Below are 12,155 nucleotides of genomic sequence, written 5' to 3' on the forward strand. Positions count from 1 at the left end.
TTTCCGCCTCGCGACCATGCTAGACCGGCGGGGAACACGAACCACGGAGTTGAGATCATGACCAAACCGGCCCTGCCGGCGATCCGCCATCACCTGGTCTTCGCCAATCCGCGCCGGGACAGCTTCGACGGCCAGATCGTCGACCGCTATGTCGAGACGGCCGAGAGCTTCCACCAGGAAGTGATCGTGCGCGACCTGTATGCCATGGGGTTCGATCCCGTGCTGCGCGACGAGGAGCGCCCGTCCCCGGACGGCGAGGCGCATCCTGCGCCAGACGTCGCGGCGGAGCTGGAGCTGCTGCAATCGGCGCAGATCGTGGTGCTGGTCTATCCGATCTGGTTCGCGCTGCCGCCGGCGATCCTCAAGGGCTATGTCGATCGCGTCCTTGGCTCGAACTACAGCTATCGCGACGTGCAGCAGCAGTCCGGCCATCCCGCGGTGAAGGGCAAGCCGCTGCTATCGTTCAGCACCTCGGGCACGTCGCTCGCCTGGCTGCACGAGAAGGGACAAGTGGGATCGCTGCGCGAGATCTTCGACGCCTATCTGTGGCAGGGGCTGGGGATGACCCGTGCCGAGCACATCCGGATCGACTCGGTCGTGCCGGGGATGGATGCGCAATATGCCGCGGAGCAGCTGGAACGCGTGCGGGCGACCGCGGAGCGCAATTGCGCCATGCTGCTGAGCGCGCGGCAGGCGGAGAATACGGCTAACGTCACGTCGCGCGCCGGCGGCTGAGCGCCTACGGCAAGGCGGATCAGGCGGCGAAGAGCTCCAGCTGGCGCTGCTGCTTGCGCGGCGAGACGAGCTGCTTGAGATCCGCCTTGTCGGTGAGCGTCACCGGGCGCCAATCCGCGGTGACGATGAACGGGCGGATCTTGGCGATCGAGACGGTGAGCCGGGCGACGTCATCAAGCCCCAGGCGGCGCCAGCGGCGGCTGGTGAGGATGTTCGCCACCGCCTTGGTGCCGAGCCCCGGCACGCGCAGCAACAGTTCGCGCGGGGCACGGTTCACGTCGACCGGGAAGCTGTCACGGAACTTCAATGCCCAGGCGAGCTTGGGATCGATATCGAGCGGGAGCATGCCGGTGGCATCATCCGCCGCGGCGACGACTTCCTTCGGTTGAAAGCCATAAAAGCGCATCAGCCAGTCCGACTGGTAGAGGCGATGCTCACGCATGAGCGGCGGGCGCTGCAGTGGGAGGACGGCGGAGGCGTCCGGAATCGGGCTGAACGCGGAATAATAGACGCGGCGAAGATCGAAGCGGTCGTAGAGCGTCGCTGCCTTGGTGACGATATCCCCGTCGGTCGCCGCATCGGCGCCGACGATCATCTGCGTCGATTGCCCGGCCGGCGCGAAGGTGGGGGCTGACTTGTAGCGCTTCTTCGCGTCGCGCGTGTCGAGAATCGAGGATTTGAGGCCCCTCATCGCGCCCTCGATCCGGCCATTGTCCTTTTCCGGCGCCAGTCGCTTCAGGCCGCTGACGGTGGGAAGTTCGACGTTGATCGACATGCGATCGGCGTAGAGGCCGGCCTGGTGGATCAGCTCCGGATCGGCATCCGGAATGGTCTTGAGGTGAATATAACCGCGGAAATGGTGATCCTCCCGGAGTGAGCGGGCGACCTCGACCAGTTGCTCCATCGTGTAGTTGGACGAGCCGATGATGCCGGAGGAGAGGAACAGCCCCTCGATATAATTGCGCCGGTAGAAGGAGAGCGTGAGGTTCACGACCTCCTTCGCGGTGAAGCGCGCGCGGCGGACGTTCGAACTCTTGCGGTTGATGCAATAATGGCAGTCGAAGATGCAGCTGTTGGTGAGCAGGATCTTCAGCAGGCTGATGCAGCGGCCGTCCGGCGCATAAGCGTGGCAAATGCCCATGCCCTCGGTCGAGCCGATGCCCTTGCCGTCGCGCGAGTTGCGCTTGGTGGTGCCGGATGAGGCGCAGGACGCATCATATTTCGCTGCATCCGCAAGGATTTCCAGCTTCTGACTGACATCGAGTTGCGCCATTTGTTCTCTATAAGTTCTTCTGTATGGCTTGTCGACCGTGTCACATTCCGCGCGTAAGCCGTCGGCCATGCGATTGCTGCGCGTCGATCATCCCGGGCCTTACCTGCTGTTCGCGCTAACCTGCCTCGCCGGCTGGTGGTTCAAGGCGCATTGCGGGGCGATCTGGCTGGGTGACGAGCAGTATCTGACTGGCTGTTATTCCGATGCGGTGCCCTTCTGGGGATTGCGCGGGGTGGCGGCGGGGCAGTTGCCGTACATCGAGGCGCGGATCGAATATCCGGTGCTGACCGGCGCGCTGATCTGGCTGGAAGGGCTGATGGTGCGCAGCATCGGCGGCGCGCGCGGCGACGCATTCGATTTCCTGCTGGTCGTCTCGATCGTCAATGCGGCGCTTGCCTTCGCCGTGCTGCGGATGATGGAGCGGGCCGGGGTGCCGCTGAAGCGGCGATGGTGGTGGGCCGCCGCGCCGCCGCTCGTGCTGTACCTGGGCCACAATTGGGACATGCTGGCCGTGGCGCTGGCGGTCGCAGCGTTCCTTGCGGCACGGCGCGGAGAAGCGGCGAGCAGCGCCGCGCTGGCGGCGATCGGGACGGCGGCAAAGCTGTTCCCGGTGCTGCTGCTGCCGCTGCTGGGGCTGGGGGCGCTGTTCCGACGTGGCTGGGACTGGCGGCTTCGGATTCTTTCGGCGGCCGGGCTGGCGGCGATCGCGATCCTGTTTTGGGGCGCGCTGAATTTGCCGATCGCGCTTCGCGCCTTCGAGCGCTGGGCTGAATTCTACACTTTCAGCCAGGCGCGCAGCGGCACGGCGGCATCGGTGTGGGAGATCATGAGTGTGCAGGGCTGGCGGTGGACCGATGTCGCGACGCGCAACCTTGGCTCATTCCTGGTCTTCGCCGGCGGCGCGGCGGCGATCATCGTGCTCGGATGGCGCCGGCATGGCGACACGTCCTGGGTGCTGTTCACCCCGGTGCTCGCCTGGTTCCTGCTGACCAACAAGGTCTATTCGCCGCAATTCGACTTGTGGCTCTATCCCTTCCTGCTGCTGATCTCGCGCCGGCTATGGCCCGTCGCGTGGTTCGTGCTTGGCGATCTCGCGGCGTACTGGGCGGAGTTCTGGTTCTTCGCCTCGCCCGGCGCCGCCGGCATGGGGGTGACGCAGGGCCATATCGCGGTGGCAGCGGCGTTCCGGGCGGCGGCGATGCTGTGGATCATCGTGGATGCGGTGCGCAGCCCGGCGCCAGCTTGGCTGGTGGAGCAGGCACTCACTCCGCCGCCAGCAATGTCTCCGCTGCCTGAAGGTCGACCGAGACCAAACGGCTGACGCCGCGCTCGATCATGGTGACGCCGAACAGGCGGTGCATGCGGCTCATCGTGACGGCATTGTGGGTGACGATGAGGTAGCGGGTCTCCGTTTCGCGGGTCATGCGATCGAGGAGGTCGCAGAAGCGCTCGATATTGGCGTCGTCGAGCGGGGCATCGACTTCGTCGAGGACGCAGATCGGCGCTGGATTGGTGAGGAACAGGCCGAAGATCAGCGCGACCGCCGTCAGCGCCTGTTCGCCGCCGGACAGAAGCGTGAGCGACTGGAGCCGCTTACCGGGCGGCTGCGCCATGATCTCCAGCCCGGCCTCGAGCGGATCGTCCGAATCGACCAGTTCGAGATGCGCCTGGCCGCCGTTGAAAAGGGTGGTGAAGAGGCGCCGGAAGTGACCGTTCACCGCCTCGAACGCGGCAAAGAGGCGCTGGCGCCCTTCGCGGTTCAGCGTACCGATCGACCCGCGCAGGCGATTTACCGCCTGACCAAGCTCCTCGCGCTCCGCGGCGTTGCCGCTGGCGCCGGCCTCGAGCTCCGCCAGTTCCTGTTCGGCGACGAGATTGACCGGCCCGATTCGCTCGCGGTCACGGACGAGCTTGTCGTGCGCGGCGGCTTCGTCCTGCGGCGAGCGGACGTCGGCGCTGTCGAAGCCGACCTTTTCCGGGAGGACGGGGGCGGGGCATTCGAAGCGCTCGCCCGAGACTCGGTCGAACTCGACGCGACGAAGCTCCTGGCTTTCGGCCCGCGCGGCGGCACCGGCGCGGACCTCGCGTGCCTCGGCGAGCGTTTCGCCGGCGCGGCGGGCGGTCTCCTCGCTCTGCCGTAGCGCGGCCTCGGCGGCGCGTTCGGCGGCGGCGAGATCGTCGGCAGCTTTGCGCGCGGAGTCATGTGCGGCGGCGGCCTCGGCGATCGCTCCGGCGAGTTCGTCAGGGCGCGCAGAGATGGCGGTGGTCTCGGCGGCGATCTCCGCCTCGCGCTTGCCCATGTCGGCGATTCGCCGGGCGGCATCTCCGGCGCGGGCGCGCCAGCTTTTCACATCGGCCTGGGCGGCGGCGAGGCGGGTGCGGGCGTCCTCCGCGGCGCGTTCGATGGCGGTGCGGGCGGCGCGCGCCTCGGCAACGGCGGCGCGGCGGTGCTCCGCCTCGCGCTGGAGGGTGGTGACGGTGGCGGGGGTGGCGCTGGTATCGGGCAGCGCCGTGAGAGCCGTGGCGGCGGCTTCATGGTCGCGCGCGGCTTCGTCGCGTTCGGCTGCGGTCCGCGCAGCGCGGGCGTCGAGGTCGGCACGCAGCCCGGCGAGCCGCTCGATCTGGGCGGCGGCGCGGTCCTGCCGGGTACGCGCGTCGCGTGCCGTCGCATCGGCGCGGGCGAGCTGCTCGCGCGCGGTGCGCGCAGCCGTGCGGGCAGAGGCGATCGTCGCTTCCTCGCCGGCAAGATCGGCTTCGGCCACTGCCACGCTCTCGCGGGCAGCGGGGAGCGCTTCGTCGATCGCGGCGAGGCGGTTGAGGCGTTCGAGCCGCTCGGCAGCCGCGGCGCCGCCTTGTTTCGCGACATAACCGTCCCAGCGGCGGAGCTGGCCGGTCCGGGTGACGAGGCGTTCGCCGGGGGCGAGCGGGCGCTGATCGTCGGCGTCGAGGACGATGATGTGGGCGAGGCGGGGGGCGAGGAGCGGCGGCGCGGTAACGTGGTGGATGAGGCGGTCGGGCGGAGCGCCGACACCTGCATCTGCGGTAGCGTGGACATCCGACCAATAGGCGTTGGCTTGCTGATCGAGACCGATCTCGAGGTCGTCGCCCAATGCCGCGGCGAGGGCGCGTTCATAGCCGGGGGCGGCGCGGACATGATCGAGCAGGCGGTCGCGGCCCTTGCGTTCGGTGGCGCGACGCAGCGCCGTGGCCTCGCTGTCGAGTGCGGCGAGATCGGCGCGAGCGGCGGCGCGCGTGGCTTGCGCTGCGTCTCTCGCGGCGAGGGCGGTGCGTTCATTGGCCTCTGCCTCGGCCTGGGCGGCGCGTGCGGCGTCGGCCTCCTCGAGGGCGGCGGCAAGCGTGGCGGCGGCTGTGTCGCGGTCGCGCTCGAGCGGTGCGGCGTCACCGAGCGCGGCGAGCTGCTGTGCGACTTGTGCCGCCTCCCGCTCTGCCCGGTCGAGGCGGGTTCGGGCGGCAGTGGCGGCGGCGTGCGCGACGCGGGCGTCGGCCGCTTCGGCGGCCTGACGGGCGAGGGCCTGGGCGAGCGCGACTTCGGCGTCGCGGGCAAGGCGTTCGGCTTCCGCGAGTGCGGCCTCACGAGCCGGCAGGTCGGTCGCGGCACCGGCGATGGCGGCCTCGAGCGACTTGCGCTCGGCATCGAGCCGGGCGAGCGCTTCGGCGGCGTCGTTGGCGAGCGCGCCCTCGCGTGTTCGATCGTCGGCGATACGCGCGGCGGCCTGCGCCAGTTCGGCGAGGCGGCGACGGGCGGCCTGTTCCTCGGCGCGCAGGCCCGCGAGTTGGTGGGCGAGTTCACCGCTTCTGTCGCGCGCTTTCAGCGCGGCAGCGCGCGCGGTGGCCAGCTTGTCCGTTGCCTGCGCCTGATAGGCTGCGGCGGCGCGCTGGGCCTCCGCCGCCCCGGCGACGCGAGTTTCGGCCGCCGCCGCTTCGGCCTTTGCTGCGTCCGCAGCGGCGGCGGCATCGCGCCAGCGCGCGAAGATCATCCGCGCCTCTGCAACGCGGATCTGGGCAGAGAGGGTTCGGTATTTCTCCGCTTGGCGCGCTTGGCGGCGAAGCGCGGCAGCGCGCGCTTCCTGGTCGGCGATGACCTCGTCGAGACGTTCGAGGTTCGCCTCGGTTGCGCGCAGTTTCTGCTCGGCGTCGCGGCGGCGGACATGGAGGCCAGCGATCCCGGCCGCTTCCTCCAGCATGGCGCGGCGGTCGGTCGGCCTGGCCGCAATGACCGCGCTGATGCGGCCCTGGCTGACGAGCGCCGGCGAGTGGGCGCCGGTCGCGGCATCGGCGAAGAGCAGCGACACGTCCTTCGCGCGCACGTCCTTGCCGTCGATACGGTAGGCGCTGCCGGCGCCGCGCTCGATGCGGCGGACGATCTCGGTCTCGGCGCCGTTCACTTCGGCAAGCAGGGACACTTCGGCGAAGTCGCGCGCCGGGCGCGTGGCGGTGCCGGCGAAGATCACGTCTTCCATGCCCGCGCCGCGCATCGATTTCGCGCTGTTCTCGCCCATCGTCCAGCGCAATGCTTCGAGCAGGTTGGACTTGCCGCAGCCGTTGGGGCCGACGACGCCGGTCAGCCCCGGCTCGATGCGCAGATCGGCAGGATCGACGAAGCTCTTGAAGCCGGAGAGGCGGAGGCGCTTGATCTGCACGGGTGAGGTATCAAGACGCGGTTGTCGAACGAGCGCAAGAGGCGGAAAGCGCGCCCGTTCGCCTCGAGCGCGCCGAAGGCCATGTCACGGGCAGGACGCGCAGTGACATGGCCCTCGGGCAGCCTCAGATCGAGCGGCTGTGGCGGGCCGCTGACGGCAGGTCAGGCGCCGGCGTTCTTCAGCGCTTCCTCAACCTGCGGCCAGCTGGCGGCGTTGAGCTTTTCGCCGTTCAGGATGAAGGTCGGCGTGCCGGTGACGTCCTTGTCGCGCATCGCGGTTTCGGAGACCTTGGCGACCGCCTCGATACGGGCGGGGTCCGCAAGGCACTGGCGCGCCTGCTGCTCGGTGAGGCCGCGCTGCTTCGCCCAATCGATCACGCCGAGATACTCGACCCAGGCGGTGGCCTGTTGTGCCGGGCTCATGCCCTGGAGGCGCTGCTGGAAATCGGCCGGGACCGTCTCGAGCTTCGAGAGGAACTGGTCCTGATCGACGAACATCTGTTCGAGCATGCCGAAGAACGGCCCTTCGCCGGCGCACTGGCCGATCAGCGCGACGCCAAGGTCAGGCGCGTGGACGAGGAAATCGCGGAACTCGTAAGAGACCTTGCCGCTCTTGATGTAATTGTCCTCGAGCGGGCGCGTGCCGGTGCGGCCGAAGTTGCCGCAGGTGGGGCAGGTGCGCGAGCCGTATTCGACAAGCTTCAGCGGGGCGTTGGGATTGCCCATGACGAAGCCGCCGTCGGCCGTCTTGCTGACCACCTGGGTCCAGTCCTGACCCGCGGGCGCCGGCGTCGCGGCAATCGAATTGGCGGGCGCGGAGGTCGAATTGCCGCTGTTGTCGCCGCAGGCGGCGAGCATCGCGAGCGCGAGCCCGAGGATCGGGGCGGTGGCGGCGGTACGCAGCTTCATTCTTCTACTCCGTTCAGATCACGTCAGTCGTCGGCCGGGGCCAGATCAGCGCGCGCCGGCAGCGCGCAGCATGGGTTCGAGCGCGGCCCAGTCGGTGCGCTCGATCAGCTTGCCGTTCAGTTCGAAGGTGGGCGTGGCGTTGATCTTGCCCTGCAGCGCCTGCGCCACCTGAAGCGTCTTGGCGAGGTTCGCCTCCGTGGCGAAGCAGGCGTTGATCGCAGCGTCCGTCATGCCGGCAGCCTTGGCGATGTCGGTGAGGCCGGCGCCGTTCGCGAGCGTGCGCATCTTTTCGCCCTGGGTATTGCCCGCCGGCGACTGGCCGCTCGCCGCATCGAATGCGACCGCCTTGTTCAGCCATTCGTCCTGCCGGGCGTACAGCAATTCGTGCATCTTGGGGAACACGGCGGGCCCCGAGCAGCGCGCGAGCGTCGCGGCGATCAGATCGTAGCGGTCATGGATCGAGTTGCGCACTTCGAGGCTGGTCGAGCCCGACGCGATCATCTTGCCCTTCAGCACCGCCGCCGAGTCGCGCGCGAAATGGCCGCAATGGGGGCAGGTGTAGCTGACGTATTCGATCAGCTTCACCTTCGCCTTGGGATTGCCGATGACATAGCTGCCCTCCGGCGCCGGCGTCGCGACCGCAGTCCACGGCTTTTGCGGGGCGGCCACCAGCGGCGCGGCGAAGGGGACGGCGAGCGCACCAAGGAGCATGGGCGCGGCGAGCGCGAGGAGCTTCTTCATCTGATTGTTGGCAGTCCGCTGCTGGCGCCGATGCCGGCGGCAAGCGCCTCCAGCACGGCCTTGAGTTCGGGATCGGCGATGGTCTTCAGGCTGTGGCCAAGCTCGGCCGGGACGGGCCGCGCTTCCGGCACGACGCGGGGCTTGGGGCGGGGGGCGACATCGCCCTGGCGGATCGCGACCTTGGCGACGGCGGGATAGCCGAAGAAGCGGTTCACCCGCTCCATGATCTCGGGCACGACGTGCTGGATCATCACCGCATGCGCGCTGCGCGCGACGAGGGTGAGGGTGCCGTCCTGCTTCTTCCCCATCGGGAATTTGATCGATTCGGGCGAACTGGCGGCGGCCAGCTTCTCGCCGACGATCTCCGGCCAGCGCGTGACGATCGAGGATTGAATGAAGCCGAAGCGCCGGAATGCCGCCCCGCCGACGCTGGGCAGCAGTTCGGACACCTGGCGCGAGCGGTTCGACCGCGCGGGTTCCTGTTTCGGGGGGGCGCCGGCGCGCTTGCTCATCCGGCGCTCCATGCCATAGCCGGGGCGTGGACGCCAAGCGCTCGATCGCCCTTACCCTGCTCGATTGGTACGATCGTCATCGTCGGACGCTGCCGTGGCGCGCGCTGCCGGGCGAGCGCGCCGATCCCTACCGCGTGTGGCTCTCCGAAGTGATGCTGCAGCAGACGACCGTGGCGACGGTGCGCCCGCGATTCGAGGCGTGGGTGGCGCGCTGGCCGGATGCGGCGAGCCTCGCCGCGGCGGACGAGGCGGAGGTGATGGCCGCCTGGGCGGGGCTTGGCTATTACGCCCGGGCCCGCAACCTGGTGCGCGCCGCCCGCGCGATCGCGACCGACCATGGCGGCGCGCTGCCCGATACCGAGGAGGCGCTGCGCGCCCTGCCGGGGCTTGGCGATTACACCGCGGCGGCCGTGGCGGCGATCGCCTTCGGGCGACGCGCAGTGGTGATCGACGCCAATGTCGAACGCGTGGTGGCGCGGTTGTTCCGGGCAGCCGGGAAGCGTGCCGTGCGCGCCGCGGCGGAGACGGTGACGCCGGACGCGCGGGCGGGCGATTTCGCGCAAGCCATGATGGACCTGGGCTCCGCGATCTGCACGCCCAAGCGCCCGAAATGCCTGCTCTGCCCGCTGGAGGCGGACTGCGCGGCACACGCGGCGGGGGAGGAAGAGGCATTCCCGGTCAAGCCGGCAAAGAAACCGCGGCCGGCGCGGTTCGGGACGATCTTCTGGCTGGAGCGCGAGGGTGTGGGCGGCAGGCGCGACGTGCTGCTGGTGCGGCGGCCGGCGAAGGGCCTGCTCGGCGGGATGCGCGCGCTGCCGACCGGGCCGTGGGAGGAGAGCCAGCCGGGGCTCAGCGGCGCGCCGGCAGCGGTCGATTGGGTGATGCTGAACCAAATTGTCGCCCATGGATTCACGCACTTTACGTTGGAACTCGCGCTTGCCGTGGCGCGGATGGACGCGCATTCAGCGACGGCCGATGGCGAATGGTGGCCGGCTGATGAACTCGCCGACGCCGGATTGCCGACGGTGTTCGCCAAAGCGGCGGCTGCAATAGGGAGGGAATGATGAGGGGCAAGTGGCTGGTCGGAACAGTGGCGGCAGTGGCGCTGGCGACGGGGGTCGGCTCTGCCCGGCAGGCCCAGCCCAAGCCGCAACCGGGCCCGCAACCCGCGCCCAACGCCGCGGCTCCCCGTGGCAATCCGCTGCTGACAGAAACGCAGGCGCTGTTCGACGGCCTGGTCCAGTCGGACAAGATGCCCGGCATCGTCGGCGCCTTCGGCATCGGAGACTTCCCGACCCAGTTCGTGTCCGCCGGGAAGATCGCGGATGGTGCCAATGCACCCGCCGCGGGGCCTGACAGCCTGTGGCGCATCTATTCGATGACGAAGCCGATCACCGGCATGGCAGCGATGCTGCTGGTGGAGGACGGCAAGATCAGCCTCGACGATCCGGTGAGCAAGTACATCCCGGCCTTCGCCAACATGCGGGTGCTGACCAATCCTGACGCGTCGCTGGACAGCGCGCCGGCGAAGAACCCGATCCTGATCCGCCACCTGCTGACCCACACGGCGGGGCTGAGCTACAACATCTCCGCCAAGGGGCCGCTGCTGAAGGAATATGAGCGGCTGGGCATCCTGCCGGCGCAGGTGAACACGCAGCTGGAGGCCAAGGCTCGCACGACACGCCCCGCCACGCTGGCGGAGTTCGCGAACCGTGTCGCGAGCGTGCCGCTGATCGCGGAGCCGGGCACGAAATGGGTCTACTCGATCGGCCTCGACGTGATGGGCGCGGTGATCGAGAAGGCGAGCGGCATGCCGTTCGACCGGTTCGTCCAGACACGGCTGCTCGATCCGCTGGGCATGACATCGACCTATTGGAGCGTGCCGGCGAGCGAGGCCGGGCGGCTGTCGACCAATTACGTGTTCGTGGGCGACAATCGCACCCCGATCGACCCGGGAGCGACCTCCGTCTACCTCCAGCCGCCGAGCTTCCCTTATGGTGGCGCAGGCCTCGTCTCGAGCGCGCGCGACTACGACCGGTTCCTCCACATGCTGAGCAACGGCGGGACGCTGGACGGCAAGCAGGTGATGAAGCCGGAGACGGCGGCGCTGGCGATGTCCAACCTGTTGCCGCCGGGCGTTGCCTTTGGTGGCATCGGCGGCGGCACTGGCGGCGCGATGTCAGCCAAGATGGGGTTCGGCGCGGGCGGATCGGTCTATCTGGAGGATGCCCCCAACGGTGGACCGTCGAAGGGCACGTACGGCTGGGGCGGCGCGGCGGGGACGATCGCCTGGGTTGATCCCGCGCGGAAGATGCGCGGCACGATCATGGTGCAATATTTCCCGGCCGAGAAATGGGGCCTGCGGCAGAGCGTGCCTGCGGCGCTCGCGCGCGACGCGATGCGGTTGCACGGCAAGTGAGCGGGATGGAGACGATGCCGGGCTTCACCGGTGGCACGCTGACCCGCGTCGCCGATCATCGCAACGACGCCGAGGCCTTTGCCGCGGCAATGGGCGACTGGCGGGCGCGGCTGCTGAAGCTCGACGGTTACGATCCCGAGATCACCGAGGACGGCCGGCTTGGCTGGACGATGGTGACCGAGGCGCCGGACGACGCGCATATCGTGCTGCTCGGCTTCGACGACGGACGTCCGCGGTTCGCTGCGGCGCCCGAGGGGGTGCCGGCGCCGCCGCTGCGCTCGCCGGCGCTGTTCCGCGCGCTCGACCAGCTGGAGGCAGGCGAGGCTGCGACCTATGCCATGGCGCGGTCGGTGCTCGACTGGAATGCGCGGCATCGCTTCTGCGCCAATTGCGGCACGCTGACCGAAGCCTTCCGCGCCGGCTGGGGCCGCAAGTGCGGCAATTGCGGGACCGAGCATTTCCCGCGCGTCGACCCGGTGGTGATCATGATCGCCGAGCATGACGGCCGCGCATTGTTGGGCCGCCAGCCGAGCTGGCCGGCGGGGCGTTACTCGGCGCTGGCGGGCTTCCTGGAACCGGGCGAATCGATCGAGGAAGCGGTGGCGCGCGAGATCCAGGAAGAGGCGGGCGTCAGCGTTTCCGGCGTGCGCTATGTCGCCAGCCAGCCCTGGCCGTTCCCCTCGCAGCTGATGATCGCCTGCGTGGGCATCGCCGATGATGACGCCATCACGCTGGACGAGAACGAGCTGGAAAAGGCCGGCTGGTTCACGCGTGACGAGGTGCGCGCTGCGCTTGCCGGCGACGGACCCTTCGTGGCGCCGCCGAGCTATGCCATCGCGCATACCCTGCTGACGCGCTGGGCGGCGGCGGAATAAGCTCAGGCCATCACCCCGGCACGATCCGGGG

At 69.3% G+C, this 12,155-nt stretch carries 10 protein-coding genes; 5 read left to right on the forward strand and 5 right to left on the reverse strand.

Annotated elements, in window-relative coordinates:
* The first annotated feature begins 57 nt into the window (after nt 1–57).
* Nucleotides 58–735 (forward strand): NAD(P)H-dependent oxidoreductase, encoded by a 678-nt coding sequence (locus ACH0CP_RS01645; protein ID WP_294443997.1) that lies wholly within the window; start codon nt 58–60, stop codon nt 733–735.
* 19 nt (nt 736–754) lie between these two features.
* Here the strand turns inward: ACH0CP_RS01645 and ACH0CP_RS01650 are convergent, their stop codons facing one another.
* On the reverse strand, nt 755–2,008 hold the full coding sequence (locus tag ACH0CP_RS01650) for a putative DNA modification/repair radical SAM protein (RefSeq protein WP_406875390.1): 1,254 nt from the start codon (nt 2,006–2,008) through the stop codon (nt 755–757).
* Nucleotides 2,009–2,075: 67 nt separating this feature from the next.
* Here ACH0CP_RS01650 and ACH0CP_RS01655 point away from each other — a divergent pair, with 67 nt between their 5' ends.
* Complete coding sequence (locus ACH0CP_RS01655; RefSeq protein WP_294442268.1) at nt 2,076–3,329, forward strand: hypothetical protein; 1,254 nt, start codon at nt 2,076–2,078, stop codon at nt 3,327–3,329.
* Here the strand turns inward: ACH0CP_RS01655 and smc are convergent.
* From smc to ACH0CP_RS01675, 4 genes are all read right to left on the reverse strand, one after another.
* Nucleotides 3,271–6,669 carry a chromosome segregation protein SMC gene (gene smc, locus ACH0CP_RS01660; protein WP_406888478.1) on the reverse strand — a complete coding sequence of 1,133 codons (3,399 nt, stop codon included), beginning with the start codon at nt 6,667–6,669 and terminating at the stop codon, nt 3,271–3,273. The genes ACH0CP_RS01655 and smc overlap by 59 nt on opposite strands.
* 161 nt (nt 6,670–6,830) lie before the next feature.
* Nucleotides 6,831–7,577, reverse strand: coding sequence for a thioredoxin domain-containing protein (locus ACH0CP_RS01665; RefSeq protein WP_406875388.1), 747 nt, complete (start codon nt 7,575–7,577; stop codon nt 6,831–6,833).
* A gap of 45 nt (nt 7,578–7,622) precedes the next feature.
* On the reverse strand, nt 7,623–8,318 hold the full coding sequence (locus ACH0CP_RS01670) for a thioredoxin domain-containing protein (protein WP_294442265.1): 696 nt from the start codon (nt 8,316–8,318) through the stop codon (nt 7,623–7,625).
* A complete protein-coding gene (locus ACH0CP_RS01675; protein WP_294442264.1) occupies nt 8,315–8,830 on the reverse strand; it encodes a DUF721 domain-containing protein in 516 nt (171 codons plus the stop codon). Before ACH0CP_RS01675 ends, ACH0CP_RS01670 begins: the two co-directional genes overlap by 4 nt.
* Before the next feature lie 26 nt (nt 8,831–8,856).
* Here ACH0CP_RS01675 and ACH0CP_RS01680 point away from each other — a divergent pair, with 26 nt between their 5' ends.
* Genes ACH0CP_RS01680 through nudC form a run of 3 tightly spaced genes read left to right on the forward strand, consistent with a single transcriptional unit; the run spans nt 8,857 to nt 12,124 of the window.
* Nucleotides 8,857–9,894, forward strand: coding sequence for an A/G-specific adenine glycosylase (locus ACH0CP_RS01680; RefSeq protein ID WP_294442263.1), 1,038 nt, complete (start codon nt 8,857–8,859; stop codon nt 9,892–9,894).
* The gene (locus tag ACH0CP_RS01685; RefSeq protein WP_294442262.1) at nt 9,891–11,249 is read left to right on the forward strand and encodes a serine hydrolase; all 1,359 of its coding nucleotides are present in this window, start codon (nt 9,891–9,893) and stop codon (nt 11,247–11,249) included. The genes ACH0CP_RS01680 and ACH0CP_RS01685 overlap by 4 nt, the downstream gene beginning before the upstream one ends.
* A 5-nt stretch (nt 11,250–11,254) precedes the next feature.
* Nucleotides 11,255–12,124, forward strand: coding sequence for an NAD(+) diphosphatase (gene nudC / locus ACH0CP_RS01690; RefSeq protein WP_294442260.1), 870 nt, complete (start codon nt 11,255–11,257; stop codon nt 12,122–12,124).
* Nucleotides 12,125–12,155 lie beyond the last annotated feature (31 nt).

This window comes from Sphingomonas sp. 179-I 2A4 NHS (assembly GCF_045369135.1).
Classification (GTDB): domain Bacteria; phylum Pseudomonadota; class Alphaproteobacteria; order Sphingomonadales; family Sphingomonadaceae; genus Sphingomonas.